22 protein-coding genes are annotated in these 26,425 nt (G+C 70.2%); 17 read left to right on the top strand and 5 right to left on the bottom strand.

Annotation, left to right across the window (positions count from 1 at the left end; genetic code table 11):
- Positions 1-2: 2 nt before the first annotated feature.
- Positions 3-509, bottom strand: coding sequence for a GNAT family N-acetyltransferase (locus ACIQ6Y_RS30985; protein WP_404043855.1), 507 nt, complete (start codon positions 507-509; stop codon positions 3-5).
- Positions 510-607: 98 nt separating this feature from the next.
- Between ACIQ6Y_RS30985 and ACIQ6Y_RS30980 the strand changes: the two genes are divergently transcribed.
- Complete coding sequence (locus ACIQ6Y_RS30980; protein ID WP_404043853.1) at positions 608-1,909, top strand: geranylgeranyl reductase family protein; 1,302 nt, start codon at positions 608-610, stop codon at positions 1,907-1,909.
- A 198-nt stretch (positions 1,910-2,107) separates the two neighbouring features.
- On the opposite strand, the gene ACIQ6Y_RS30975 is transcribed toward ACIQ6Y_RS30980, so the two are convergent.
- Complete coding sequence (locus ACIQ6Y_RS30975; RefSeq protein WP_404043851.1) at positions 2,108-2,971, bottom strand: C40 family peptidase; 864 nt, start codon at positions 2,969-2,971, stop codon at positions 2,108-2,110.
- 718 nt (positions 2,972-3,689) lie between these two features.
- Here ACIQ6Y_RS30975 and ACIQ6Y_RS30970 point away from each other — a divergent pair.
- Genes ACIQ6Y_RS30970 through nuoN form a run of 14 tightly spaced genes read left to right on the top strand, consistent with a single transcriptional unit; the run spans position 3,690 to position 19,742 of the window.
- Complete coding sequence (locus tag ACIQ6Y_RS30970) at positions 3,690-4,049, top strand: NADH-quinone oxidoreductase subunit A (protein ID WP_007383963.1); 360 nt, start codon at positions 3,690-3,692, stop codon at positions 4,047-4,049.
- Positions 4,050-4,064: 15 nt separating this feature from the next.
- On the top strand, positions 4,065-4,619 hold the full coding sequence (locus ACIQ6Y_RS30965) for an NADH-quinone oxidoreductase subunit B family protein (RefSeq protein ID WP_007383964.1): 555 nt from the start codon (positions 4,065-4,067) through the stop codon (positions 4,617-4,619).
- On the top strand, positions 4,616-5,362 hold the full coding sequence (locus ACIQ6Y_RS30960) for an NADH-quinone oxidoreductase subunit C (protein WP_404043849.1): 747 nt from the start codon (positions 4,616-4,618) through the stop codon (positions 5,360-5,362). Before ACIQ6Y_RS30965 ends, ACIQ6Y_RS30960 begins: the two co-directional genes overlap by 4 nt.
- Complete coding sequence (locus tag ACIQ6Y_RS30955; RefSeq protein ID WP_404043847.1) at positions 5,359-6,681, top strand: NADH-quinone oxidoreductase subunit D; 1,323 nt, start codon at positions 5,359-5,361, stop codon at positions 6,679-6,681. Before ACIQ6Y_RS30960 ends, ACIQ6Y_RS30955 begins: the two co-directional genes overlap by 4 nt.
- Positions 6,678-7,556 (top strand): NADH-quinone oxidoreductase subunit NuoE, encoded by an 879-nt coding sequence (gene nuoE / locus ACIQ6Y_RS30950; protein WP_404043845.1) that lies wholly within the window; start codon positions 6,678-6,680, stop codon positions 7,554-7,556. Before ACIQ6Y_RS30955 ends, nuoE begins: the two co-directional genes overlap by 4 nt.
- A complete protein-coding gene (gene nuoF / locus ACIQ6Y_RS30945) occupies positions 7,556-8,902 on the top strand; it encodes an NADH-quinone oxidoreductase subunit NuoF (protein WP_404043843.1) in 1,347 nt (448 codons plus the stop codon). The genes nuoE and nuoF overlap by 1 nt, the downstream gene beginning before the upstream one ends.
- Complete coding sequence (locus ACIQ6Y_RS30940) at positions 8,899-11,403, top strand: NADH-quinone oxidoreductase subunit G (RefSeq protein ID WP_404043841.1); 2,505 nt, start codon at positions 8,899-8,901, stop codon at positions 11,401-11,403. Before nuoF ends, ACIQ6Y_RS30940 begins: the two co-directional genes overlap by 4 nt.
- Positions 11,400-12,764 carry an NADH-quinone oxidoreductase subunit NuoH gene (gene nuoH / locus ACIQ6Y_RS30935; RefSeq protein WP_404043839.1) on the top strand — a complete coding sequence of 455 codons (1,365 nt, stop codon included), beginning with the start codon at positions 11,400-11,402 and terminating at the stop codon, positions 12,762-12,764. The genes ACIQ6Y_RS30940 and nuoH overlap by 4 nt, the downstream gene beginning before the upstream one ends.
- Positions 12,757-13,407 carry an NADH-quinone oxidoreductase subunit NuoI gene (nuoI, locus tag ACIQ6Y_RS30930; RefSeq protein WP_404043837.1) on the top strand — a complete coding sequence of 217 codons (651 nt, stop codon included), beginning with the start codon at positions 12,757-12,759 and terminating at the stop codon, positions 13,405-13,407. The genes nuoH and nuoI overlap by 8 nt, the downstream gene beginning before the upstream one ends.
- On the top strand, positions 13,404-14,246 hold the full coding sequence (locus ACIQ6Y_RS30925; protein ID WP_404043835.1) for an NADH-quinone oxidoreductase subunit J: 843 nt from the start codon (positions 13,404-13,406) through the stop codon (positions 14,244-14,246). The genes nuoI and ACIQ6Y_RS30925 overlap by 4 nt, the downstream gene beginning before the upstream one ends.
- Entirely contained in the window at positions 14,243-14,542 is a 300-nt protein-coding gene (gene nuoK / locus ACIQ6Y_RS30920) for an NADH-quinone oxidoreductase subunit NuoK (RefSeq protein ID WP_053760538.1), read from the top strand. The genes ACIQ6Y_RS30925 and nuoK overlap by 4 nt, the downstream gene beginning before the upstream one ends.
- Before the next feature lie 12 nt (positions 14,543-14,554).
- Positions 14,555-16,519 carry an NADH-quinone oxidoreductase subunit L gene (gene nuoL, locus ACIQ6Y_RS30915; RefSeq protein ID WP_404043833.1) on the top strand — a complete coding sequence of 655 codons (1,965 nt, stop codon included), beginning with the start codon at positions 14,555-14,557 and terminating at the stop codon, positions 16,517-16,519.
- Positions 16,520-16,524: 5 nt separating this feature from the next.
- Positions 16,525-18,096: an NADH-quinone oxidoreductase subunit M gene (locus ACIQ6Y_RS30910; RefSeq protein ID WP_404043831.1), complete on the top strand. Its 1,572-nt coding sequence runs from the start codon at positions 16,525-16,527 to the stop codon at positions 18,094-18,096.
- Positions 18,093-19,742 (top strand): NADH-quinone oxidoreductase subunit NuoN, encoded by a 1,650-nt coding sequence (nuoN, locus tag ACIQ6Y_RS30905; protein ID WP_404043829.1) that lies wholly within the window; start codon positions 18,093-18,095, stop codon positions 19,740-19,742. Before ACIQ6Y_RS30910 ends, nuoN begins: the two co-directional genes overlap by 4 nt.
- 65 nt (positions 19,743-19,807) lie before the next feature.
- On the opposite strand, the gene ACIQ6Y_RS30900 is transcribed toward nuoN, so the two are convergent.
- Positions 19,808-20,293 (bottom strand): hypothetical protein, encoded by a 486-nt coding sequence (locus ACIQ6Y_RS30900; RefSeq protein WP_404043827.1) that lies wholly within the window; start codon positions 20,291-20,293, stop codon positions 19,808-19,810.
- A 240-nt stretch (positions 20,294-20,533) separates the two neighbouring features.
- On the opposite strand from ACIQ6Y_RS30900, the gene recQ reads away from it, so the two are divergent.
- Positions 20,534-22,525 carry a DNA helicase RecQ gene (gene recQ, locus ACIQ6Y_RS30895; protein ID WP_404044182.1) on the top strand — a complete coding sequence of 664 codons (1,992 nt, stop codon included), beginning with the start codon at positions 20,534-20,536 and terminating at the stop codon, positions 22,523-22,525.
- 48 nt (positions 22,526-22,573) lie between these two features.
- On the opposite strand, the gene ACIQ6Y_RS30890 is transcribed toward recQ, so the two are convergent.
- Complete coding sequence (locus ACIQ6Y_RS30890; RefSeq protein WP_404043825.1) at positions 22,574-23,512, bottom strand: M56 family metallopeptidase; 939 nt, start codon at positions 23,510-23,512, stop codon at positions 22,574-22,576.
- 538 nt (positions 23,513-24,050) lie between these two features.
- Positions 24,051-25,271, bottom strand: a complete 1,221-nt coding sequence (fahA, locus tag ACIQ6Y_RS30885; protein ID WP_404043823.1) for a fumarylacetoacetase — start codon at positions 25,269-25,271, stop codon at positions 24,051-24,053.
- 322 nt (positions 25,272-25,593) lie between these two features.
- On the opposite strand from fahA, the gene ACIQ6Y_RS30880 reads away from it, so the two are divergent.
- On the top strand, positions 25,594-26,418 hold the full coding sequence (locus ACIQ6Y_RS30880) for an HAD family hydrolase (protein ID WP_404043821.1): 825 nt from the start codon (positions 25,594-25,596) through the stop codon (positions 26,416-26,418).
- The last annotated feature ends 7 nt before the right edge of the window (positions 26,419-26,425 follow it).

Below are 26,425 nucleotides of genomic sequence, written 5' to 3'. Positions count from 1 at the left end.
TGTCACAGATCGAGTTGGTAGCAGCGTCCCTGCTGCTTCGACTCCGGGCTGACGAAGGTCTCCGCGAGCCGCATGCCGAGCCGCTGGGTCACCGCGATCGAGCGGGTGTTGCGGGCGTTGACCATCGCGACCACGCTGCCCACGCCCGCCGCGCGGACCCGCTCCAGCGTCATCTGCGCGGCCGCCGTGACGTATCCCTTGCCCCAGTGCGCCCGGCCGAGCCGCCAGCCGATCTCGATCTCGCCCTTCGGGCCCCAGTCCTGCGGCCATGGCTGGGCCCCGGTGAAGCCGATGACCTCACCGGACTCGTCCAGCATGGTCCACAGGCAGAAGCCCAGTTCGGCGTCGTGCCGGCGCTGGCGGGCGGTCAGCTCCTCGTAGACGGAGAGCTCCGCGGACCTGCCGCCGTGGAACTCCATGACGTCCGGGTCGTCGAAGGCCCGGTGCCAGGCGACGGCGTCCTCGTCGGTGGGAACGCGCAGCCGTACTACGGGGAGAGCTCGGTTCACGGGGCAGCCCTTCAGCCGGGTGATCAATTCTGCTGCATAGACTGCCCATGTCCAGTGCCGGTCGGCACGCAGATTTCGAGCCTTGGGGAGATCCCGCCGTGGCCGTCGTGACTGAGCCTCTCTCCGACAACACCGCTGATGTGATCGTCGTGGGCGCGGGGCCAGCCGGCTCCACCACCGCGTACCACCTTGCCAGGGCCGGCCTGGACGTCCTTCTGCTGGAGAAGACCGAGTTCCCCCGCGAGAAGGTGTGCGGCGACGGCCTGACCCCACGGGCCGTCAAGCAACTGGTGTCGATGGGCATCGACATCTCCGAGGAGGCCGGCTGGCTGCGCAACAAGGGCCTGCGCATCATCGGCGGCGGCGTCCGCCTCCAGCTCGACTGGCCGGATCTAGCCTCTTTCCCGGACTACGGACTCGTCCGCAAGCGCGACGACTTCGACGAGCAGCTCGCCCGCCAGGCCCAGAAGGCGGGCGCCCGGCTGTACGAGCAGTGCAACGTCTCCGGCCCGATCGTCGACGACCGCACCGGCCGCATCATCGGTGTGACCGCCAAGCTCGGCGACTCAGGTGAGAAGCGCGAAGTCACCTTCCACGCCCCGCTGGTGGTCGCCGCCGACGGCAACTCCACCCGGCTGTCCCTCGCGATGGGCCTGCACCGCCGCGAGGACCGCCCGATGGGCGTCGCCGTACGGACGTACTTCACCTCGCCCCGCCACGAGGACGACTACCTGGAGTCCTGGCTGGAGCTGTGGGACCGCCGCGGCCCCGGCGAGGACCGGCTGCTGCCCGGCTACGGCTGGATCTTCGGCATGGGCGACGGGACCTCCAACGTCGGCCTCGGCGTGCTGAACACCTCCGACTCCTTCAAGGAGCTGGACTGGCGCGAGGTCCTCAAGGCCTGGTGCGCCTCCATGCCGGAGGACTGGGGTTACACCCCGGAGAACATGACCGGCCCGATCCGCGGCGCGGCCCTGCCCATGGCCTTCAACCGCCAGCCGCACTACACGCGCGGGCTGCTGCTCGTCGGTGACGCGGGCGGCCTGGTGAACCCCTTCAACGGCGAGGGCATCGCCTACGCCATGGAGTCCGGCCAGATCGCCGCCGACGTCATCGTCCAGGCACACGCCCGCTCCACGCCCGCGGGCCGCGAGATGGCGCTCCAGCACTACCCGCGCGTGCTGAAGGAGACCTACGGCGGCTACTACACCCTCGGCCGCGCCTTCGTGAAGCTCATCGGCAACCCCAAGGTCATGAAGATCGCCGCCCAGCGCGGTCTGACCCACCCGATGCTGATGAAGTTCACCCTCAAGCTGCTGGCCAACCTCACCGACCCCACGGGCGGCGACGCGATGGACCGCATCATCAACGGCCTGAGCAAGGTGGCACCCAAGGCCTGAGGCCGCCCTGCCCCTTGGGGGAGGCCGCCGGGCCCCTTCGGGGGTTTCGGGGGCAACGAGGCGGCCTCCACGGCTTGAGGCCGCCGTCCTGCCGCTTCGGGGGTACGGCGAAGGGCCGCTGCCCCCGAGCGGCTGCGGCCCTTCATCCGGTTCACCCGGTTCACCCGGTTTCGCGTGCGCGGGTACGCGCTGCGCGGCTCAGAGCACGCGCACCGCACCCGACGCCGGGTAGCCGGACAGATCCTGGATGACGACGCCCTTGGACGGGTTGGCCGCGTCCAGGTACTGGCCGTCGCCGATGTACACGCCCACGTGGTACGCGGAGCCCTTACCGCCCCAGTACAGGATGTCGCCGACCTGGAGGTTGGAGGTGCCGACCTCGGTGCCGAACATCGACTGGTCCTGGGAGACGCGCGGCAGGTCCACGCCGACCTCACGGAAGGCGGCCTGCACGAGGCTGGAGCAGTCCCAGGCGTCGGGGCCCGTGGCACCCATGATGTAGGCGTCGCCCACCTGCGCCTTGAGGAAGGCGATGACGGTCGCGACGGAGCCGCTGGCCGGCGTGGAGACGGTGGTGTCGGCGGAGCCGGCGGTGCTGTCCGCGCTCGCGGACGTGGTGGCGAGGGCCTCGCGCTCCGCGGCGCGGGAGGCGGCCTCCTCGGCGGCGGCCCGGCGGGCTGCCTCCTCCTCGGCCTTCTTCTTGGCGGCGGCCTTCTTCTTGGCCACCGCCAGGTCCGCCCTGGCCTGCTTGGCGGCCTGGGCTGCGGCCGCGTCACGCTCGGCCTCGAGCTCGTAGTTCGCGGCGGCCAGTTCCGTGGCGTCCGCGGACTCGGCGACCTGGGTGGCCAGGTCCGCCGTCAGGGTGGGCAGTTCGAGCGTCTGCGTCACCGGCTCGGCGGCGTTCGCCGAGGCCGACGCACCCGCCGCCGCCATGCTGAGGACGCCACCGGCAACTCCGGCGCGCATCGCGAGCGTCGAGGACGCGTTGCGGCGGGGCTTCCGGTGGCTGCGTATGTGAGCGGTGTGGGACATGAGAGCAATCGGTATCAGGGGCTCCTCCATACCTTCAAGAAACGTGGCCTGCGCCACAGTTGTTCAATCGGGCCCCCGAAACCCGTACGCGTCGCTCTTTATTGACGCCGTAACGGACATTGCGGACGCACCCTGTCAAGCCTGTGATCATGGGCTTTCGTCGTTACGTCCGGATTGCCCCGGGGCCTACCACTGGTTGCGACCGTTGGCCAAGCCCGCTTCTCATCGGCCTCTCATGAATGTGGCGCAGGTCACGGAACGGTCACCGTGTCGGCCGCGTCCCGCGCGGGCAGACGACGGCCCTCGCGCTCGTGAACGCGTGCACACGTCCACACCCCGCCCCGCACCTCCCTCTGATGTGTGAACGCCGCCCTCTACCAAGCGGTCCCGTCCAGCGCCAATTTGCATGCAGCGGAAGTCTCTTGATATGGAGACGACCCCTCTGAGCTGCCCTGACGAGCGAAAATGTCACGTCTGGTGATCACTCGGACGCTTCGCGTGTGAAGATCACCGCTCATCCGACTTCATGATCCTTCGTCAGGTGGTGGAGATCACAAAGCTGGTGTAAGACCCCGTGTCGCAGATCACAGAGCGGCGGGCATAAGATGCGAGGCAGTTGGGCTTGTGACCTGCTTCACATGTTCTCGATCTTGGCCCGGGACAAGCGGGGTTCGAGGGAGCAGTGGGGCGCTTGTGAGCCCGATGCAACCCGCCAGCAGTCAGTGCCGACTGAGAGGAGCGAGGAGCGGTGAACGCGTATGCGCCCATCCTCGTACTGGGAGCCCTCGGGGCAGGCTTTGCGATCTTCTCCGTGGTCATGGCCACGCTGATCGGTCCGAAGCGGTACAACCGCGCCAAGCTCGAGGCCTACGAGTGCGGCATCGAGCCGACACCGACGCCGGCCGGCGGCGGGCGCTTCCCCATCAAGTACTACCTGACGGCGATGCTTTTCATCGTCTTCGACATCGAGATCGTCTTCCTCTACCCCTGGGCCGTCACCTTCGACGCCCTGGGTGTGTTCGGGCTCGTGGAGATGCTGCTCTTCGTGCTCACCGTCTTCGTCGCCTACGCCTATGTGTGGCGGCGCGGCGGCCTGGAATGGGACTGAGGGGCCTTTTAAGACATGGGACTCGAAGAAAAGCTGCCGAGCGGATTCCTGCTGACCACCGTCGAGCAGGCCGCGGGCTGGGTGCGCAAGGCGTCCGTCTTCCCGGCCACCTTCGGACTCGCCTGCTGCGCCATCGAGATGATGACCACCGGCGCCGGTCGCTACGACCTGGCGCGCTTCGGCATGGAGGTCTTCCGCGGATCCCCGCGCCAGGCGGACCTGATGATCGTCGCCGGCCGGGTCAGCCAGAAGATGGCGCCGGTCCTCCGGCAGGTCTACGACCAGATGCCGAACCCCAAGTGGGTGATCTCCATGGGGGTCTGCGCCTCCTCGGGCGGCATGTTCAACAACTACGCCATCGTCCAGGGCGTCGACCACATCGTCCCGGTCGACATCTACCTCCCCGGCTGCCCGCCCCGGCCGGAGATGCTGATGGACGCGATCCTCAAGCTCCACCAGAAGATCCAGTCCTCCAAGCTCGGCGTGAACGCCGAGGAAGCGGCCCGCGAGGCGGAGGAGGCGGCGCTCAAGGCCCTGCCCACGATCGAGATGAAGGGGCTGCTGCGGTGAGCGACGCACCCAAGGACGCGAACGGCGTCAACCCCGAGAAGGCGCTCTCCGCCGAGAACCTCCCCGGCCAGCGCGGCCAGGGCGGCGAGGAGATCCGCGTCCAGCGCGGCATGTTCGGCGCCGCGAACGGCGGCGACACCACCGGCTACGGGGGCCTGGTCCGCTCGGTCCGCCTACCGGGACCGGCGAGCCGGCCCTACGGCGGCTGGTTCGACGAGGTCGCCGACGAACTCGAGGGCGCGCTGGAGGAGCAGGGCCTCCTCCCCGAGAACGCGATCGAGAAGACGGTCGTCGACCGCGGCGAACTCACCTTCCACATCGAGCGCGAACATCTGCCGCGCGTCGCCCGCACCCTGCGCGACGACCCGGCCCTGCGCTTCGAGCTGTGCACCGGGGTCAGCGGCGTCCACTACCCGAGCGACAAGGGCCGCGAGCTGCACGCCGTCTACCACCTGCGCTCGATCACCCACAACCGGCTGATCCGCCTGGAGGTCAGCGCCCCCGACGCCGACCCGCGCATCCCCTCGCTCGTCGCCGTCTACCCGACGAACGACTGGCACGAGCGCGAGACCTACGACTTCTTCGGAATCGTCTTCGACGGTCACCCGGCCCTGACGCGGATCATGATGCCGGACGACTGGCAGGGCCACCCGCAGCGCAAGGACTACCCCCTCGGCGGCATCCCCGTCGAGTACAAGGGCGCCCAGATCCCGGCTCCGGACCAGCGGAGGTCGTACTCATGAGCACGCAGCACGCAACTCCGCGCGAGACCACCGAAGGCACCGTCTACACGGTCACCGGCGGCGACTGGGACGAGGTCGTCCAAAGCGCGGCCCGCGCGGACGACGAGCGCATCGTCGTCAACATGGGCCCCCAGCACCCCTCCACCCACGGGGTGCTGCGCCTGATCCTGGAGATCGAGGGCGAGACGGTCACCGAGGCCCGCTGCGGCATCGGCTATCTGCATACCGGCATCGAGAAGAACCTCGAGTACCGCACGTGGACGCAGGGCACCACCTTCGTCACGCGCATGGACTACCTCACGTCCTTCTTCAACGAGACCGCCTACTGCCTCGCCGTCGAGAAGCTCCTCGGCATCGAGGACCAGATCACCGAGCGAGCCAAGATCATCCGGGTGCTCCTGATGGAGCTGAACCGGCTGTCCTCCCACCTGGTGTGCATCGCCACCGGCGGCATGGAGCTCGGCGCGACCACGATCATGATCTACGGGTTCCGGGACCGCGAGATGATCCTGGACCTCTACGAGCTGATCACCGGCCTTCGGATGAACCACGCGTACATCCGCCCCGGCGGACTCGCCCAGGACCTGCCGCCCGGCGCGGTGGACCAGATCCGCGAGTTCGTGAAGAAGATGAAGAAGAACCTCCCGGAGTACGACAAGCTCGCCACCGGGAACCCCATCTTCAAGGCCCGCATGCAGGACATCGGCTATCTCGACCTGGCCGGCTGCATGGCCCTCGGCGCCACCGGCCCGATCCTGCGCTCCACCGGCCTGCCGCACGACCTGCGCAAGACGCAGCCCTACTGCGACTACGAGACCTACGACTTCGACGTCCCGACCACCGACACCTGCGACGCCTACGGCCGCTTCCTGATCCGCGTGGAAGAGATGCGCCAGTCGCTCGGGATCGTCGAACAGTGCCTGGACCGGCTCCAGCCCGGCCCGGTCATGGTCGCCGACAAGAAGATCGCCTGGCCCGCCCAGCTCGCCCTGGGCCCGGACGGCCTCGGCAACTCCCTCGACCACATCAAGAAGATCATGGGCACCTCCATGGAGGCCCTGATCCACCACTTCAAGCTGGTCACCGAGGGCTTCCGCGTCCCGCCGGGACAGGCGTACGCGGCCGTCGAGTCCCCCAAGGGCGAACTCGGCGTACACGCCGTCTCCGACGGCGGCACCCGCCCCTACCGGGTCCACTTCCGTGACCCGTCCTTCACCAACCTGCAGGCCATGGCGGCGATGTGCGAAGGCGGCCAGGTCGCCGACGTCATCGTCGCCGTCGCGTCCATCGACCCCGTGATGGGAGGCGTCGACCGGTGACCACCTCATCCTCGGAGCGAGCCGAGCGAGGCGTCAGCCTGGGCATGCCCGAGCTGCCCGCGCCCGGCTACCCGGACGACGTCCGCGAAAGGCTGGAGCGTGACGCGCGCGAGGTCATCGCCCGCTACCCCGACTCCCGCTCCGCCCTCCTGCCGTTGCTGCACCTCGTGCAGGCGCAGGAGGGCCACGTCACGCGCACCGGCATGCAGTTCTGCGCCGACATGCTCGGCCTGACCACGGCCGAGGTCACCGCCGTCGCCACCTTCTACACCATGTACCGGCGCAGGCCCTCCGGCGACTACCAGGTGGGCGTCTGCACCAACACCCTGTGCGCGGTGATGGGCGGCGACGCGATCTTCGACGCCCTCCAGGAGCATCTGGGCGTCGGCAACGGCGAGACCACCGACGACGGCAAGGTCACCCTGGAGCACATCGAGTGCAACGCGGCCTGCGACTTCGCGCCGGTCGTGATGGTCAACTGGGAGTTCTTCGACAACCAGACCGTCGAGAGCGCCAAGCGCCTCGTGGACGACCTGCGCATCGGGCGGACGGTCTCGCCCACGCGCGGGGCACCGCTGTGCACCTTCAAGGAGACCGCGCGGATCCTGGCCGGCTTCCCCGACGAGCGGCCAGGGGCCGTCGAGGCGAGCGGCAGCGCGGGACCCGCCTCGCTGGTGGGCCTCCGCCTGGCCAAGGGAGAGACCGCACCCGCGCGCGTGGTCCACCCGCGTGACGGCGGACCGCACGACGAGCCGCAGGACAGGGTGCACGAGCCGTCACCGTCCGAGCACCTCAGCTCGCACGATGCGCCACAGGACACGTCGGCATCCGACCCCGCCCACCCGGCAGGGCCCACCGCCGAGGAGGGGGAGTGATGACCTTGGCACCCGAGCTGAAAGACACCAGCCCCGAGAAGCTGCTCGCACCCGTGCTGTCGTCCTTCTGGGACGAGGAGCGCTCCTGGACGCTGGACGTCTACCGAAGGCACGAAGGATACGAGGGACTCCGCAAGGCGCTCGCCATGTCGCCGGACGACGTGATCGCGTACGTCAAGGACTCCGGTCTGCGTGGGCGCGGCGGCGCGGGATTCCCCACCGGAATGAAATGGCAGTTCATTCCTCAGGGAGATGGAAAGCCGCACTATCTAGTTGTCAACGCCGACGAGTCGGAGCCCGGAACCTGCAAGGACATCCCGCTCCTCTTCGCGAACCCGCATAGCCTCATCGAGGGCATTGTCATCGCGTGTTATGCCATCAGGTCGTCTCATGCCTTCATCTATCTGCGTGGTGAAGTCGTCCCTGTGTTGCGGCGGTTGCACGAGGCCGTGCGCGAGGCCTACGCGGCCGGCTACCTCGGCGAGAACATCCTGGGCAGCGGTCTGAATCTGGAACTCACCGTGCACGCGGGTGCGGGCGCGTACATCTGCGGTGAGGAGACCGCTCTCCTCGACTCGCTCGAAGGCCGCCGCGGTCAACCGCGGCTGCGTCCCCCCTTTCCTGCGGTGGCAGGTCTCTACGCCTGCCCGACTGTTGTGAACAACGTCGAGTCCATCGCGTCGGTTCCCGCGATCCTGCAAAACGGAAAAGAATGGTTCAGGTCGATGGGCAGCGAGAAGTCCCCGGGCTTCACGCTCTACTCGCTCAGCGGCCATGTCGCCGGCCCCGGCCAGTACGAGGCCCCGCTCGGCATCACCCTGCGCCAGCTGCTGGAGATGAGCGGCGGAATGAGGCCCGGGCACCGGCTGAAGTTCTGGACGCCCGGCGGCTCCTCGACGCCGATGTTCACCGACGAGCACCTCGACGTCCCTCTTGATTACGAAGGAGTCGGCGCCGCGGGTTCCATGCTCGGCACCAAGGCGCTCCAGTGCTTCGACGAGACGACCTGCGTCGTGCGGGCCGTCACCCGCTGGACCGAGTTCTACGCCCACGAGTCCTGCGGCAAGTGCACGCCCTGCCGCGAAGGCACGTACTGGCTCGTGCAGTTGCTGCGCGACATCGAGGCCGGCAAGGGCGTGATGAGCGACCTCGACAAGCTGAACGACATCGCCGACAACATCAACGGCAAGTCGTTCTGCGCCCTCGGCGACGGCGCCGCCTCGCCGATCTTCTCCTCGCTGAAGTACTTCCGCGAGGAGTACGAGCAGCACATCACGGGCCGCGGCTGCCCCTTCGACCCGGCCAAGTCGACGGCCTGGGCCGACCGTACGGAGGTGAACGCATGACAGTGACCACCAGCGCTCCCTCCGGAGGAGGCGAGGCGGCGGTCCCGCCGGAAGACCTCGTCACGCTGACCATCGACGGCATCGAGATCAGCGTGCCCAAGGGCACTCTGGTCATCCGGGCCGCCGAACAGCTCGGCATCGAGATCCCCCGCTTCTGCGACCACCCCCTCCTCGATCCCGCCGGCGCCTGCCGCCAGTGCATCGTCGAGGTCGAGGGCCAGCGCAAGCCCATGGCGTCCTGCACGATCACCTGTACGGACGGGATGGTCGTGAAGACTCAGCTGACCTCCCCGGTCGCCGAGAAGGCGCAGCACGGCGTGATGGAGCTGCTCCTCATCAACCACCCGCTGGACTGCCCGGTCTGCGACAAGGGCGGCGAGTGCCCGCTGCAGAACCAGGCCATGTCCCACGGCCAGGCCGAGTCCCGCTTCGAGGGAAAGAAGCGGACGTACGAGAAGCCGGTGCCGATCTCCACCCAGGTGCTGCTGGACCGCGAGCGCTGCGTGCTGTGCGCGCGCTGCACCCGCTTCTCCAACCAGGTCGCGGGCGACCCGATGATCGAGCTGATCGAGCGGGGCGCGCTCCAGCAGGTCGGCACCGGTGAGGGCGACCCCTTCGAGTCGTACTTCTCCGGCAACACCATCCAGATCTGCCCCGTCGGTGCGCTCACCTCGGCGGCCTACCGGTTCCGCTCCCGCCCCTTCGACCTCGTCTCCTCGCACTCGGTGTGCGAGCACTGCTCCGGCGGTTGCGCCACACGCACCGACCACCGGCGCGGCAGGGTCATGCGGCGCATGGCGTCCCCGGACCCCGAGGTCAACGAGGAGTGGATCTGCGACAAGGGCCGCTTCGCGTTCCGGTACGCGCAGCTGCGCGACCGGCTGGAGACGCCGCTCGTACGAGGCGCCGACGGTGAACTCGCCCCCGCCTCCTGGCCGGAGGCGCTCCAGGCCGCGGCCGAGGGTCTGCTCGCAGCCCGCGGCCGCACCGGCGTGCTCACGGGCGGCCGGCTGACCATCGAGGACGCGTACGCGTACAGCAAGTTCACGCGCGTGGCGCTCGACACCAACGACATCGACTTCCGCGCGCGGGTGCACAGCAGCGAGGAGACCGACTTCCTCGCCGCGCGGGTCGCCGGCCGCGGCCGTGACCTCGACGGTACGGGCGTCACGTACACCTCGCTGGAGAAGGCGCCCGCCGTCCTGCTGGTCGGGTTCGAGGCCGAGGAGGAGGCGCCCGGCGTCTTCCTGCGGCTGCGCAAGGCCTGGCGCAAGCACGGCCAGCGGGTGTTCGCGCTGGCCACACACGCCACCCGCGGCCTGCAGAAGGCGGGCGGCACACTGCTGCCGGCCGCTCCCGGCACCGAGACCGAGTGGCTGGACGCGCTCGCGGGCGGCGTCGGACTGGAGGAGCCCGGCGGGCTGTGCGCCGAGGCGCTGCGCACCGAGGGCGCCGTGATCCTGGTCGGCGAACGCCTCGCGGCCGTCGCGGGCGGGCTCACCGCCGCCGTACGGGCCGCGTCCGCGACCGGCGCGCGGCTGGTGTGGATCCCGCGCCGGGCCGGTGAGCGCGGCGCGATCGAGGCGGGCGCGCTGCCGTCGCTGCTGCCGGGCGGCCGTCCGGCCACCGACCCGCGCGCGCGTGAGGAGGTGGCGGCCGCCTGGGGCGTCGCCGAACTCCCACACCGCTACGGCCGTGACACCGGCCAGATCGTCGAGGCCGCGGCCTCCGGCGAGCTGCGGGCGCTGCTGGTGGCGGGCGTGGAGGTCGCCGACCTGCCCGACCCGGCACGCGCGCGTGAGGCACTCGCCGAGGTCGGCTTCCTGGTGTCGCTCGAACAGCGGCCCAGCGAGGTCACCGACCACGCGGACGTGGTGCTGCCGGTCGCGGCGGTCGCCGAGAAGGCCGGCAGCTTCCTCAACTGGGAGGGCCGGGTGCGCTTCTTCGAGGCCGCCCTCAAGCCCGACCAGATGACCCGCCGCCTGGCTCCCGCCGACGCGCGCGTGCTGCAGATGCTGGCCGACGCCATGGACGTACATCTGGGTCTGCCGGATCTGCGCACCACGCGCGCGGAGCTGGACCGGCTCGGCGCCTGGGACGGGCCGCGGGCCACCGAGCCGCTGGAGACCGGGGGCGTGCTGCCCCGGCCCGCCGCCGGGGAGGCCGTGCTCGCCGGGCACCGGCTGCTGCTGGACCAGGGTGTCCTGCAGCAGGGCGACGAGGCGCTCGCCGGGACCCGGCACGCGGCACGCGCGCGTCTGTCGGCGGCCACTGCGGTCGAGGCGGGCGTGAAGGACGGCGACGTCCTGACCGTCACCGGCCCTTCCGGCACCGTCGAACTGCCCCTGGAGGTCACCGAGATGCCTGACCGTGTGGTGTGGCTCCCGCTGAACTCCACCGGCCGGGGCGTGGCCTCCGACGCCGGGGTGCAGCCCGGCTCCCTCGTCCGCATCGGTCCGGCGACCCTCGCCGCCGAGGCCCCCAAGGAGGTGGAGTCATGAGCTGGTACCTCGCCGCCGAAGACCTCTCCCTGTTCGGCCGCGACCCCTGGTGGCTCGTCGCGATCAAGGCGGTCTTCTGCTTCGCCTTCCTGATGGTGACCGTGCTGTTCTCCATCGTCTGGGAGCGCAAGGTCGTCGCCTGGATGCAGCTGCGCATCGGCCCCAACCGGCACGGCCCTTGGGGGATGCTCCAGTCCCTCGCCGACGGCATCAAGCTGATGCTGAAGGAAGACCTCATCGTCAAGCGCGCGGACAAGGTCGTCTACGTCCTCGCGCCGATCGTCGCGGCCATCCCGGCCTTCATGGCGATCGCGGTGATCCCCTTCGGCCCGGCCGGCAACGAGATCTCGATCCTCGGCACGCGCACCACGATGCAGCTCACCGACCTGCCGATCGCGATGCTCTACATCCTCGCGGTCGCCTCGGTCGGCATTTACGGCATCGTCCTCGCGGGCTGGAGCTCCGGGTCGACGTATCCGCTGCTCGGCGGCCTGCGCTCCTGCGCGCAGATGATCTCGTACGAGATCGCCATGGGCGCCGCCTTCGCGTCGGTGTTCCTCTACTCGGGGTCCATGTCGACGTCGACGATCGTCGAGCAGCAGGCGGACCGCTGGTACATCGTGCTGCTGCCGGTGTCGTTCGTCATCTACATCGTCACCATGGTCGGTGAGACCAACCGGGCGCCGTTCGACATGCCCGAGTCCGAGGGCGACCTGGTCGGCGGCTTCAACACCGAGTACTCGTCGATCAAGTTCGCGATGTTCATGCTCGCCGAGTACGTCAACATGGTGACCGTCTCGGCGGTGTCCGTGACCCTCTTCCTCGGCGGCTGGCGCGCCCCGTGGCCGGTGAGCGGCTTCTGGGAGGGCGCCAACCACGGCTGGTGGCCGATGCTCTGGTTCACCGTCAAGGTGCAGCTGCTGCTGTTCTTCTTCATCTGGCTGCGCGGCACGCTTCCGCGCGTGCGCTACGACCAGCTGATGAAGCTCGGCTGGAAGGTCCTGATCCCGGTCTCCCTGGTCTGGCTGATGCTCGTCGCGACCGTGCGGGCCCTGCGCAACGAGAACTACGACTTCGCCGACATCGCCCTGTACGTCGGCGGCGGCGTGCTCGTCCTGCTGCTGCTCTCCTTCGTCGCGGACCTCTTCCGCGACCGCGGCAAGCAGACGGAGGCGGCGCCCGCCGAACCCGCCGCGTTCGACCCGATGGCGGGCGGATTCCCCGTGCCGCCGCTGCCCGGACAGGAGCTGCCGGCGGCGCCCCGTCGCCGCTCGCGCCGGGACCGGGAGCTGATTGTCAGTGGTGGGCCCGATACTCACAGTGACGGATCGCTGGATGGAAAGGAGGCGTCCGATGGCTGAGGAGCCCAAGGAGTCCGGGCAGGCGAAGCCCGGCTTCCAGAACCCCGTCGCCGGCTTCGGCGTGACCTTCAAGGCCATGTTCAAGAAGCGGCTGACCGAGCAGTACCCGGAGCAGCAGAAGACCACCGCTCCGCGTTTCCACGGACGGCACCAGCTCAACCGCCATCCGGACGGCCTGGAGAAGTGCGTCGGCTGCGAGCTGTGCGCCTGGGCCTGCCCCGCCGACGCGATCTACGTCGAGGGCGCGGACAACACCGACGAGGAGCGCTACTCGCCCGGTGAGCGCTACGGCCGCGTCTACCAGATCAACTACGCCCGCTGCATCCTGTGCGGCCTGTGCATCGAGGCGTGCCCCACGCGCGCGCTGACGATGACCAACGAGTTCGAGCTGGCCGACTCCAGCCGTGCCAACCTCATCTACACCAAGGAGCAGCTGCTCGCCGGTCTGGACGAGGGCATGGTCGACAGCCCGCACGCCATCTACCCGGGGATGGACGAACAGGACTACTACCGGGGCCTGGTGACCGAGGCCGCGCCCGGCACGGAGCGCCAGGTCGCCGTCTCCAAGGGCGAGGCCCCGCAGGAGGCGTCGTCCACGTTCGGCCCGGACGAACCCGCCTCCGAGGAGGTGATCGGCCGATGAGCGCGCAGCTCGCCGCCTACTCCACCTCCACCGGAGAGGCCGTCCAGTTCTGGGTCCTCGGCACGGTCGCGGTGATCGGCGCCCTGTGCACCGTCCTGATGAAGAAGGCCGTCCACAGCGCGCTGTGCCTGGCCGGCACCATGATCATCCTGGCGGTGTTCTACCTGGCCAACGGCGCCTACTTCCTGGGCGTCGTCCAGATCGTCGTCTACACCGGCGCGATCATGATGCTGTTCCTGTTCGTGGTGATGCTCGTCGGTGTCACCGCGGCGGACTCCCTGAAGGAGACCGTCAAGGGCCAGCGCTGGCTGGCCCTGCTGTGCGGCCTCGGCTTCGGCATCCTGCTGGCCGCCGGGATCGGCAACGCCTCCCTGAAGGAGTTCAACGGCCTGGGCCAGGCCAACGCGGGCGGCAACGTGGAGGGCCTGGCGTCCCTGATCTTCACCAAGTACGTCTTCGCCTTCGAGATCACCGGCGCCCTGCTGATCACGGCCGCCGTCGGCGCCATGGTCCTCACCCACCGCGAGCGCACCGAGCGGGCCCTCACCCAGCGCGAGCTCGCCGAGCAGCGCGTCCGCGAGGGCAAGCACCTGCCGCCGCTGCCGGCACCCGGTGTGTACGCGCGGCACAACGCCGTCGACATCGCCGGCCTGCTGCCCGACGGCACCCCGTCGGAGCTCACGGTCAGCAAGACCCTGCGCGAGCGCGGCCAGATCCGGGACGTCTCGGTGGAGGCGCTGAACGACCTCAAGGCCATCGAGCAGCGCGCCGAGGAGCGCCTGGAGCGCACCGCGATCGAGCCGCCGCACTTCAAGCGGGCCGAGGAGGCGTCCAAGTGAACCCGGTCAACTACCTGTATCTCGCCGCCCTGTTGTTCACGATCGGCGCCACCGGCGTGCTCATCAGGCGGAACGCGATCGTGCTGTTCATGTGCATCGAGCTGATGCTCAATGCCTGCAACCTCGCGTTCGTCGCCTTCTCCCGGATGCACGGCAATCTCGACGGCCAGATCATCGCCTTCTTCACGATGGTCGTCGCCGCCGCGGAGGTCGTGGTCGGGCTCGCGATCATCGTGTCGCTGTTCCGTTCCCGCCACTCGGCCTCGGTCGACGACGCCAGCCTGATGAAGCTGTAAGGGGTCGCTCACGTGGAGAACCTGATTGCGCTGCTGATCGCGGCGCCTTTGCTCGGAGCGGCCGTACTGCTGTGCGGCGGCCGGCGGCTCGACGCCGTCGGCCACTGGATCGGCACGGTGCTGGCGGCCGTCTCCTTCGTGCTCGGCCTGGTGCTGTTCACCGACCTCCTCGGCAAGGGCGCCGAGGACCGCACCGTCACCCAGCACCTGTTCAGCTGGATTCCGGTCGAGGGCTTCCAGGCGGACGTCGCCTTCCGCCTCGACCAGCTGTCGATGACGTTCGTGCTGCTGATCACGGGCGTCGGCTCGCTGATCCACCTGTACTCGGTCGGGTACATGGAGCACGACGAGCGCCGCCGCCGCTTCTTCGGCTACCTGAACCTGTTCCTCGCGGCGATGCTGCTGCTGGTCCTCGCCGACAACTACCTGCTGCTGTACGTCGGCTGGGAGGGCGTCGGTCTCGCCTCCTACCTGCTGATCGGCTTCTGGCAGCACAAGCCCAGCGCCGCCACCGCGGCGAAGAAGGCCTTCCTGGTCAACCGCGTCGGCGACATGGGCCTGTCGATCGCGATCATGCTGATGTTCACCACCTTCGGCACCTTCGCCTTCGGTCCCGTCCTCGGCACGCACGGGGAGCCCGGCCTGGTCGCCGACACCGGTGAGGGCAAGCTCACCGCCATCGGCCTGATGCTGCTGCTCGCCGCCTGCGGCAAGTCCGCCCAGGTGCCGCTGCAGTCCTGGCTCGGGGACGCGATGGAGGGCCCGACCCCGGTCTCGGCTCTGATCCACGCCGCGACCATGGTGACCGCGGGTGTCTACCTGATCGTCCGCTCCGGGGCGATCTTCGACGCGGCGCCCGACGCCCAACTCGTCGTCACCATCGTCGGCGCGGTCACGCTGCTGTTCGGTGCGATCGTCGGTTGCGCGAAGGACGACATCAAGAAGGCGCTGGCCGGCTCGACCATGTCGCAGATCGGCTACATGGTGCTGGCCGCGGGCCTCGGCCCCATCGGCTACGTCTTCGCGATCATGCACCTGGTGACCCACGGCTTCTTCAAGGCGGGGCTGTTCCTCGGCGCCGGCTCGGTGATGCACGGCATGAACGACGAGGTCGACATGCGCCGCTACGGCGGCCTGCGCAAGTACATGCCGGTCACCTTCGTCACCTTCGGCCTCGGCTACCTCGCCATCATCGGCTTCCCGGGCCTGTCCGGCTTCTTCTCCAAGGACCGGATCATCGAGGCGGCGTTCGCCAAGGGCGGCACCGAGGGCTGGATCCTGGGCGGCGTGGCCCTGCTCGGCGCGGCCATCACCGCGTTCTACATGACGCGCGTGATGCTGATGACGTTCTTCGGTGAGGAGCGCTGGCGCAACGCCCCGACGCCGTCCCCGGCCGAACCCAGCGTGGAGCCCGCCGCCGAGACGCGCGGCGAGCACGCCGAGCCGCACCCGCACGAGTCGCCGAAGGTCATGACGATCCCGATGATCGTCCTGGCCGTCGGCTCCGTCGCGGGCGGCGCGTTCTTCAGCATCGGCGACCGCTTCCTGCACTGGCTGGAGCCGATCACCGGGCACGACCACGGTGACGCGCCGATCAGCGCGGGCGTGGTCACCGGCGCCACCGTGGCCTGCATGGTCATCGGCGTCGCACTCGCCTGGGCCATGTACGGCCACCGCCCGGTCCCGGCCGTCGCCCCGCGCGGGTCGCTGCTCACCCGGGCCGCCCGACGCGACCTGCTCCAGGACGACTTCAACCACGTCGTCCTGGTCCGCGGCGGCGAGCACCTCACCCGGTCCCTGGTCTACGTCGACCACACACTGGTCGACGGCGTCGTCAACGGCACGGCTGCCTCGGTCGGCGGCCTCTCCGGACGGCTGCGCCGACTGCAGAACGGCTTCGCGCGGTCGTACGCGGTCTCGATGTTCGGCGGTGCGGCACTCATCGTCGCCGCGACCCTGCTGATGAGGGCGGTCTGATACCGATGTCCTTTCCTCTGCTGACAGCGACGGCGGTGCTCCCGGCCGTGGGGGCGGTGGCCACGGCCGCCATGCCCGCCGCGCGCCGCACCGCCGCCAAATGGCTGGCCCTGCTGGTCTCGCTGGCCACGCTCGCCCTGGCCGTCGCGGTCCTGGTCCGCTTCGACCCCGACGGCGACCGCTACCAGCTCACCGAATCCCACGCCTGGATCAAGGAGTTCGGGGTCCGCTACGAGCTGGGCGTGGACGGCATCGGGGTGGCGCTGATCGCGCTCACCGCCCTGCTGATCCCGTTCATCGTCCTCGCGGGCTGGCACGACGCCGACCCGCTGGAGACCGGAAGCCGCCGCTGGCGGCCGACGCAGGGCTTCTTCGCCCTGATCCTCGCCGTCGAGGCGATGGTGATCCTCTCCTTCGAGGCCACCGACGTCTTCCTCTTCTACATCCTCTTCGAAGCCATGCTCATCCCGATGTACTTCCTCATCGGCGGCTTCGGGGACCGTGCCCACGAGCACGGCGAGGAGGCGGCCTCGACGCAACGCTCGTACGCCGCGGTGAAGTTCCTCCTCTACAACCTGGTCGGCGGGCTGATCATGCTGGCCGCGGTGATCGGCCTGTACGTGGTCGCCGGGAACTTCTCCCTCACCGAGATCGCCGAGGCCCGCGCGAACGGCTCACTCGACATGGCGGCCAACACCGAACGCTGGCTGTTCCTGGGCTTCTTCTTCGCCTTCGCGGTGAAGGCGCCCCTGTGGCCGCTGCACACCTGGCTGCCCAACGCGATGGGGGAGGCCACCGCTCCGGTCGCCGTCCTCATCACCGCGGTCGTCGACAAGGTGGGCACCTTCGCGATGCTCCGCTTCTGCCTCCAGCTGTTCCCGGAGGCGAGCAAGTGGGCGACACCCGCGATCCTGGTCCTCGCGCTCATCAGCATCGTCTACGGTGCTCTGCTCGCGGTCGGCCAGCGGGACATCAAGCGCCTGGTGGCGTACGCGTCGATCTCGCACTTCGGCTTCATCATCATGGGCATCTTCGCGATGACCAGCCAGGGCCAGTCCGGCGCGACCCTCTACATGGTCAACCACGGCATCTCGACGGCCGCGCTCATGCTGGTCGCGGGCTTCCTGATCTCGCGGCGCGGCTCGCGGCTCATCGCCGACTACGGCGGTGTGCAGAAGGTCGCCCCGGTGCTCGCCGGCACCTTCCTGATCGGCGGTCTGGCGACGCTGTCGCTGCCCGGACTCGCGCCGTTCGTCAGCGAGTTCCTGGTGTTGGTCGGCACGTTCGCCGAGTACCCGGTGGTCGGCATCATCGCCACCTTCGGCATCGTGCTCGCCGCGCTGTACACCCTCGTCCTGTACCAGCGGACGATGACCGGCCCGGTGAAACCCGAGGTCGCCGCGATGCCCGACCTGCGGGTGCGTGAACTCGTGGTCGTGGCACCGCTGATCGTGCTGCTGATCTTCCTGGGCGTCTATCCGAAGCCCGTGACGGACATCGTCAACCCGGCGGTGAAACAGACCATGTCCGACGTACAGAAGCAGGACCCCCGGCCCGAGGTGGAGGCGGCCAAGTGAGCGCAACAGCCGTCCACAGCCTGTGGACAACGGCGGCCGATCCGATCTCGAAGATCGACGCGCCGAAGATCGAATACGGACAATTGTCGCCCACCCTGATCGTCGTGGGCGCGGCGATCATCGGGGTGCTGGTCGAGGCGTTCGTGCCGCGCAAATCCCGCTATTACGCCCACCTGTTCGTGTCCGTCGTCGCGCTGGCCGCCGCGTTCGCCGCGGTGGTGGCGCTCGCCGCGGACGGGTACGGCACCACCAAGGCGCGCGTCGCGGCGATGGGCGCGATCGCGGTCGACGGACCGGCGCTGTTCCTGCAGGGCACGATCCTGCTGGTCGCGCTGGTCGGCCTGTTCACCTTCGCCGAGCGCCGACTGGATCCGCAGACGCACGGCAACCGCGTCGACTCCTTCGCCGCGCAGGCCGCCTCCGTGCCCGGCAGCGACAGCGAGCAGGCCGCGGTGAAGGCCGGGTTCACCACCACCGAGGTGTTCCCGCTGCTGCTGTTCGCGGTCGCGGGCATGCTGCTGTTCCCCTCGGCCAACGACCTGCTGACGCTGTTCGTGGCCCTGGAGGTCTTCTCGCTGCCGCTGTACCTGCTGTGCGCGCTGGCCCGCCGCAAGCGGCTGATGTCGCAGGAAGCGGCCGTGAAGTACTTCCTGCTCGGTGCGTTCGCCTCCGCGTTCACCCTGTTCGGCATCGCGCTGCTGTACGGCTACTCGGGTTCGATGTCGTACGCCACGATCGCGCAGGTCGTCGACGGCTCGGTCACCGACGTCACCCCCGCGCTCGCGGACACCATGGGCAACGACGCGCTGCTGCTGATCGGAGCCGCGCTGATCGTGATGGGGCTGCTGTTCAAGGTGGGCGCGGTGCCGTTCCACATGTGGACGCCGGACGTCTACCAGGGCGCGCCGACTCCGGTGACCGGCTTCATGGCTGCCGCGACGAAGGTGGCCGCGTTCGGCGCCCTGCTGCGGATCCTGTACGTCGTGCTGCCGGGTCTGCGCTGGGACTGGCGGCCGGTGATGTGGGCGGTGGCGATCGTCACCATGCTGGGCGGCGCGATCGTCGCCATCACCCAGACCGATATCAAGCGGCTGTTGGCGTACTCGTCGATCGCGCACGCGGGCTTCATCCTCGCGGGTGTCATCGCGACCACCCCGGACGGCGTGTCCTCGGTCCTCTTCTACCTGGGCGCGTACTCGTTCGTGACGATCGGCGCGTTCGCGGTCGTCACGCTCGTACGGGACGCGGGCGGCGAGGCGACGCACCTGTCGAAGTGGGCCGGTCTCGGCCGGCGCTCCCCGTTGGTGGCGGCCGTGTTCGCGGTGTTCCTGCTCGCCTTCGCCGGCATCCCGCTGACCTCGGGCTTCACGGGCAAGTTCGCCGTGTTCAAGGCGGCGGCGGAGGGCGGCGCGGCCCCGCTGGTCGTGGTCGGCGTGATCTCGTCGGCGATCGCGGCGTTCTTCTACATCCGCGTGATCGTGCTGATGTTCTTCAGCGAGCCGCGTCCGGAGGGGCCGACGGTCGCCGTGCCGTCGCCGCTGACGATGACGGCGATCGCCGTGGGTGTGGTGGTCACGCTGGTGCTCGGTGTGGCGCCGCAGTACTTCCTCGACCTGGCCGGCCAGTCCGGGGTGTTCGTGCGCTGATCTGCGGTTTCACACGGTGGGCCCCGGTTCCCAGGGTGGGAGCCGGGGCCCGCGTGCGTGGGCGGTCAGGACGCCGTGGCGCACACGACCGTGGGGTTGGGGCTCTTGAACAGCCCGTTGGGGTTGGACTTGTAGATCCAGGCGTGGAGCGTGAAGTAGCCGGGATGCTGGCCCTCGTCGAACTTCTGCCCGAAGAGTTCCGGCGTCTCCTGGCCCGTGTCCACCACGGCCCACTCCACCGCGACCAGCCTGCGCGTGTTGCGCGGACCGTCCTCGTACACCAGCACCGCCGGCTCGGCCGGGTCGACCGAGTCGATGAACTCGGGGTTGACGTAGTGGTAGCCCAGGCCGGGCACGCACGTGTTCATACGCTGGTAGCCGCCGGCCTGCGCCAACGGCTCGTAGGCGTACTGGCCGGTCGCCGTGTACGTCGGGGTCAGCTGCACCCAGGCGAACGGGTTCGGGTCCGCGGCCTGCGCGGGCGCGGCGGCGAGGGTGAGGACTCCGGCGGCGGCCAGGCCGACGGCGGCTTTGAGGGGCCGAGAGGGCATAGGGGCACTCCTACGGGACGGAAGGGGCGCTGGCGCGCCGTGCGAAGGGCGGGCCTCCCCGTCCCGCTCGTGCAGCATGACCCGCCCGCGATCGGTGTCGCCAGGTGACGAGGGCCATTAGATTGATCACGGAGAGTAGCGATTGTCACTCGAACGGGTCTGTGGATAACTCCGGGAGTGTCGGTGCCGGCGCCTATCGTGGACGCAGTGGTCGAGACACGACGTACGGGGGACACGACGATGGGCGGGACGGGCGGGATCATCGAGATGCCAGAGGTGACCGGAGTGCCGGCGGACGCGAGCGAGGCGCTGGTCACGCTGCACCGCGTGTTCGGCTACGAGGCCTTCCGCGGTGAGCAGGAGGCGGTCATCGAGCATGTGGTGGCCGGCGGCGACGCCGTGGTCCTCATGCCGACCGGCGGCGGCAAGTCGCTGTGCTACCAGATCCCCGCCCTGGTCAGACCCGGCACGGGTGTCGTCGTCTCCCCGCTGATCGCGCTGATGCAGGACCAGGTGGACGCACTGCGTGCGCTGGGCGTGCGGGCCGGGTTCATGAACTCCACGCAGGACTTCGACGAGCGCCGGATGGTGGAGGCCGAGTTCCTGGCGGGCGAGCTGGACCTGCTCTACCTGGCGCCGGAGCGGCTGCGCCTGGACGCCACGCTCGACCTGCTCTCCCGCGGCAAGATCTCGGTCTTCGCGATCGACGAGGCGCACTGCGTGTCCCAGTGGGGCCATGACTTCCGCCCCGACTATCTCGCTCTGTCCCTGCTCGGGGAGCGCTGGCCGGACGTGCCGCGCATCGCGCTCACGGCGACGGCCACCCGGGCAACGCACCGCGAGATCACCGAGCGGTTGCACATGCCGACGGCCCGCCACTTCGTGGCCAGCTTCGACCGGCCCAACATCCAGTACCGGATCGTGCCGAAGGCCGAGCCCAAGAAGCAGCTGCTGAGCTTCCTGCGCGAGGAGCACGCGGGCGACGCGGGCATCGTCTACTGCCTGTCGCGCAACTCGGTCGAGCGGACGGCCGAGTTCCTCACGGCCAACGGCATCGCCGCCGTGCCCTATCACGCGGGTCTGGACGCGGGCACCCGCGCCGCCCACCAGTCCCGGTTCCTGCGCGAGGACGGCCTGGTCGTGGTGGCGACCATCGCCTTCGGCATGGGCATCGACAAGCCCGATGTGCGCTTCGTCGCCCACCTGGACCTGCCCAAGTCGGTGGAGGGCTACTACCAGGAGACCGGCCGCGCCGGCCGTGACGGACTGCCCTCGACGGCCTGGCTGGCCTACGGGCTCAACGACGTCATCCAGCAGCGCAAGCTGATCCAGTCCGGCGAGGGCGACGAGGCCTTCCGTCGCCGGGCCTCCGCCCACCTGGACGCCATGCTCGCCCTGTGCGAGAGCGCCCAGTGCCGGCGCGGCCAGCTCCTCACCTACTTCGGCCAGGACGCCGACCCGGCGGGCTGCGGCAACTGCGACACCTGCCTGACCCCGCCCGAGACCTGGGACGGCACGGTCGCGGCCCAGAAGGTGCTGTCGACGGTGGTGCGGCTGCAGCGCGAGCGCGGGCAGAAGTTCGGTACCGGGCAGATCGTCGACATCCTGCTCGGCCGGCGCACCGGCAAGGTCATACAGTTCGACCACGACCAGCTGTCCGTGTTCGGCATCGGCGAGGACCTCACCGAGGCCGAATGGCGCGGCGTCATCCGGCAGTTGCTGGCGCAGGGACTGCTCGCCGTCGAGGGCGAGTACGGCACGCTGGTGCTGACCGAGACGAGCGGCACGGTGCTGCGGCGCGAGCGGGAGGTGCCGCTGCGCAAGGAGCCGAAGAAGCCGGCTGGGTCCCGGTCGGGCTCCTCCGGCCGGGGCGAGCGCAAGGCGAAGGCCGTCGCGGCCGAGCTGCCCGAGGCCCTGCTGCCCGCCTTCGAGGCCCTGCGCGCCTGGCGTGCGGAACAGGCCCGCGAGCAGGGCGTCCCGGCGTACGTCATCTTCCACGATGCCACGCTGCGGGAGATCGCCACCGTCTGGCCCACCTCGGTGCGTGAGCTCGGCGGCGTCAGCGGGGTCGGCGAGAAGAAGCTGGTGACGTACGGGGAGGGCGTGCTGGCGGTGCTGGCGTCCCTGGGCGACGGACCGGGCTCCGCCTCCGGTGCGCCGGCCGAGGGCGGGGCCGAGCCGGACGACTGGCCGGAGATGGACGCCGAGCCGGAACCGGACGACTGGATATAGCCGGAACCGGCCCACGGGCGAGGAACCGGCGCCGGAAGCGGGGTCAGCTCAGCTCAGTGCCGTCAGACCCGGTGCGAAGGTGATCAGCAACGGCAGCAACGGCACCAGCGCCGCCACCGTCGTCGTCAGGGCCCGCTGCCCGCGCTCCAGGCGGGGCGGCGGCTGGAGGAGACGGTCGACGCGCTCGCCGAGGAGGCGGTTGCTGGAGGCGCAGGACAGGACGCCGCGGTGCTGGTTCAGCTCGATCAGGGCCAGGGCGGTGGTGAGGTGGCCGCACCGGCGGGAGGCCGTGTCGTCGGCGGCGAGCTCGACCAGGCGGCGGGTCTGGTCGCAGAAGTGGGCGAACAGCGGCACCCGCGGAAAGCCGGTCGCCAGGGCCGTCGACAGGTGCAGCAGCCAGTCGTGGTGCGCGCGGGCGTGGCCCCGCTCATGGGTGAGCACGGCGTCCAGCTGACGGTCGGTGAGGCGGTGCAGGGCGCCGGTGGTGACGACCAACTGGGGCGGGTGGCCCGGCATCCACCAGGCGTCGGGGTATTCGTCCTCCAGCACCAGCAGGGGGCCGCGGGCGGCCGGGAGGCCGACGGGCAAGTCGGGGGCGCGTTCCCGCAGGTGCGCCCGGGCCACGCCCCGACGGCGGCGGGCCTCCACCAGCTCGCGGGCGAGCATCGCGGTGGTCCAGGCGGCCCCGCAGGCCAGAAGAAGGGTGAGGACGGTGAGCCAGGGCGGCGCCGCGGAGAGGTCGTAGGCGGCGGTGACGGCCGACGGGGCCGGAGCGAAGACCCGGGCCCGGACGGTCTCGAAGACGGCGGCGGCACTCAGCAGGAGGGCGGTGAGACAGCTCAGCAGGACGGTCGCGACCAGGCATTGCCACACCCACAGTGCGACCACGGGCTCCCGTTCGGGCCACACGGCCCGGGTGAGGGCACGGGGGACCGGCACAGCGGCCGTCACGGCGACGACGCTCAGCAGGAGCATGCAGACAGTCATGCCACGGGCTCCGGATCCTGATCGGGAGGGGTCGGCTGCGGGGCAGGCGGGCGGTGCACGGTGGAACGCCGGGCACCTCACCCTCCGGCCGACGGACCGGACCGGCGATCGCCCGCCGCCAGTATGACGGCGACGGGCGAGCGACGTAAGAAATCCAGCACGACCGCTCCGCGGAACGAGCACCCCGGTGCACCCGCACGGTGACCCCGGCCGCATCCGATGCCGTCCGGCGACTCGGGCGCACTCGCCCCGGCGGCCCGGGCCGTATCCCGATCCTGTCGGGGTCCTCGGGCGCACTCGGTCCGGCGGCCCGGGCCGTATCCCGGTCCTGTCGGGGTCCTCGGCCGCACTCGCCCCGGCGCCCCGGGCCGTATCCCGATCCTGCCGGGGTCCTCGGCCGCACTCGCCCCGGCGCCCCGGGCCGTCTCCCGTCCGGCGACCCGGCCGCAGGGCGACTCGGCCGCGGTTGCCCTGGCGGCCCGGGCCATATCCCGTGCCCACCTGCCGAGCCGGTCGGCTCAGCCGTGGAGCGGCCGGCTCAGGCCGTCCGTGCCGGGGCGATCCGGCCCGTGACCTCGCCGAGGCCCACTCGGGTCCCGCCCGGCCCGGGGGCCCAGGCGGTCAGGGTGACGACGTCGCCGTCCTCCAGGAAGGTGCGCTTGCCGTCGGGGAGTTCGAGGGGGTCGCGGCCGTTCCAGGTTAGTTCGAGGAGGGAGCCGCGCTGGGCCTCGGTGGGGCCGCTGATGGTGCCGGAGCCGTAGAGGTCGCCGGTGCGCAGGGAGGCGCCGTTGACCGTCATGTGGGCGAGTTGCTGGGCGGCGGTCCAGTACATGGTGGAGAAGGGAGGTTCGGAGACGACATGGCCGTTGATCGCGACGGAGAGGCGCAGGTCGTAGCCGTGGGGCTCCTCGTCGGTGTCGTCGAGGTAGGGCAGCAGCGGGTGGGTGCGCTCCGGCGGGGCGACGCGGGCCTCCTCCAGCGCCTCCAGCGGGGTGATCCACGCCGACACGGAGGTGGCGAAGGACTTGCCGAGGAAGGGGCCGAGGGGGACGTACTCCCAGGCCTGGAGATCGCGCGCGGACCAGTCGTTGAGGAGGCACAGGCCGAAGACGTGGTCGCGGAAGCCGGCGAGCGGCACCGGGCTGCCCATGGGGGACGGCGTGCCGACGAGGAAGCCGACCTCGGCCTCGATGTCCAGGCGGATGGACGGGCCGAACACCGGGGCCGGGTCGGTGGGCGCCTTGCGCTGGCCGGCGGGGCGGAGCACGTCGGTGCCGGAGACCACGACCGTGCCGGAGCGGCCGTGATAGCCGATCGGCAGGTGCTTCCAGTTCGGGGTGAGGGAGTCCTCGGCGTCGGGCCGGAACATCTGGCCGACGTTACGGGCGTGGTTCTCGGAGGCGTAGAAGTCGACGTAGTCCGCGACCGTGAACGGCAGGTGCAGGGTCACCGAGTCGAGCGGGTGCATGAGCGGCTCGATGGTCTCGCGGTACGAGGGCACCGTCACCCACGCCGTCAGCGCACGCCGGACGTCCGACCAGGCCGTGCGGCCCGCGGCCAGCAGCCGGTCCAGGGAGGGCTGGGCGAGCAGGGTGGCGTAGGGGGAGCCGAGGGCCCGGGCCGCCGCGCCCGCGTCGAGGACGTGGTCACCGAGCCGGACGCCGACGGTCCGCTCGTCCGGGTCTCCGGTGGAGAACACACCGTACGGAAGGTTGTGCGGGCCGAAGGGGTCGCCCTCGGGGACATCGAAGGGGGGCATGCGGTTGTGCCTCGCTCTCGTGCGTGCCGTGTGCGGTGCCGTGCGGCCGCCCACCGGTGCGGGGCACAGGTGGGTGGCTGGGCCACACGTTACGGCCGAGGTGGCCGTCTTGGGCAGTGCCCCAGGCCTCGGCGAGGTCCCGCCGCCGGGACGGGGCAAGGAGGGCGCCGGGCACGGAGGTCGTCGGCCCGGGAGGCGACACCTGGGGGTGAATTACCGGAGCGCAAAAGGGAGTTGAAGGGGCGCGTGGGCTGGGAGGAGGCGCCTTGCGCGGGTCGGTTCGCGCCGGGGTGGGGGCGCGCGATGTCCGTATTCTCTGATCATGGCCGCACCCACCGCATATGCCGAGCGCACCACGTACTCACTCATCGCCACCGATCTGGACGGCACGCTGCTTCGCGGCGACGACACCTTCTCCGATCGGTCGCGGGCCGCTCTGGCGCTGGTGGCACACGCCGGCGCCCGACATCTGGTGGTGACCGGCCGGCCCGCGCCCCGGGTGCGCCCCCTCCTCGAGGACCTGGGCTGTACCGGCCTCGCGGTGTGCGGGCAGGGCGCGCAGCTCTACGACGTGGGCGCCGACCGGCTGCTGTGGTCCGTCACCCTGGACCGGGAGCTCGCTGAGACCGCGCTCGGCAAGATCGAGGCCGAGGTGGGGCAGGTGTACGCGGCCGTGGACCAGGACGGCGTCGACGGGCTCACCCTCATCGAGCCCGGCTACACGATGCCGCACCCGACCCTGCCCGCGGTGCGTGTGCGCCGCCGCGACGACCTGTGGTGCGAGCCGATCAGCAAGGTGCTGCTGCGCCATCCGGACCTGAACGACGACGAGTTGGCGGCAGTGGCGCGGGCGGTGGTGGGTTCGCTGGCCACGGTCACCATGTCGGGGCCCGGGACGGTGGAGCTGCAGCCGTGCGGCGTCACCAAGGCGACGGGCCTGGCGCTGGCGGCCCGCCGGCTCGGCCTGACACCCGCGGACACCCTCGCCTTCGGTGACATGCCCAACGACATCCCGATGTTCGACTGGGCCGCGCACGGCGTGGCCATGGCCAACGCGCACCCGGAACTGAAGGCGGTGGCCGACGAGATCACCTGCTCGAACGAGGACGACGGCATCGCCGTCGTCCTCGAACGGCTCTACGGCTGAGGGGCCG

The organism is Streptomyces sp. NPDC096205, assembly GCF_044763135.1.
In the GTDB taxonomy this organism is placed as follows: domain Bacteria; phylum Actinomycetota; class Actinomycetes; order Streptomycetales; family Streptomycetaceae; genus Streptomyces.
The sequence above is the reverse complement of the archived record's forward strand: the minus strand, read 5'-3'. Positions and strand labels throughout refer to the sequence as shown.

Coding starts and splice junctions, on each gene's coding strand:
- ACIQ6Y_RS30975 (WP_404043851.1), bottom strand. CDS start 2,971: ATGGAGGAGCCCCTGATACCGATTGCTCTCATGTCCCACACCGCTCAC.
- ACIQ6Y_RS30965 (WP_007383964.1), top strand. CDS start 4,065: ATGGGACTCGAAGAAAAGCTGCCGAGCGGATTCCTGCTGACCACCGTC.
- ACIQ6Y_RS30955 (WP_404043847.1), top strand. CDS start 5,359: ATGAGCACGCAGCACGCAACTCCGCGCGAGACCACCGAAGGCACCGTC.
- nuoF (WP_404043843.1), top strand. CDS start 7,556: ATGACCTTGGCACCCGAGCTGAAAGACACCAGCCCCGAGAAGCTGCTC.
- ACIQ6Y_RS30940 (WP_404043841.1), top strand. CDS start 8,899: ATGACAGTGACCACCAGCGCTCCCTCCGGAGGAGGCGAGGCGGCGGTC.
- nuoH (WP_404043839.1), top strand. CDS start 11,400: ATGAGCTGGTACCTCGCCGCCGAAGACCTCTCCCTGTTCGGCCGCGAC.
- nuoI (WP_404043837.1), top strand. CDS start 12,757: ATGGCTGAGGAGCCCAAGGAGTCCGGGCAGGCGAAGCCCGGCTTCCAG.
- ACIQ6Y_RS30925 (WP_404043835.1), top strand. CDS start 13,404: ATGAGCGCGCAGCTCGCCGCCTACTCCACCTCCACCGGAGAGGCCGTC.
- ACIQ6Y_RS30910 (WP_404043831.1), top strand. CDS start 16,525: ATGTCCTTTCCTCTGCTGACAGCGACGGCGGTGCTCCCGGCCGTGGGG.
- ACIQ6Y_RS30900 (WP_404043827.1), bottom strand. CDS start 20,293: ATGCCCTCTCGGCCCCTCAAAGCCGCCGTCGGCCTGGCCGCCGCCGGA.
- recQ (WP_404044182.1), top strand. CDS start 20,534: ATGGGCGGGACGGGCGGGATCATCGAGATGCCAGAGGTGACCGGAGTG.
- ACIQ6Y_RS30890 (WP_404043825.1), bottom strand. CDS start 23,512: ATGACTGTCTGCATGCTCCTGCTGAGCGTCGTCGCCGTGACGGCCGCT.
- fahA (WP_404043823.1), bottom strand. CDS start 25,271: ATGCCCCCCTTCGATGTCCCCGAGGGCGACCCCTTCGGCCCGCACAAC.
- ACIQ6Y_RS30880 (WP_404043821.1), top strand. CDS start 25,594: ATGGCCGCACCCACCGCATATGCCGAGCGCACCACGTACTCACTCATC.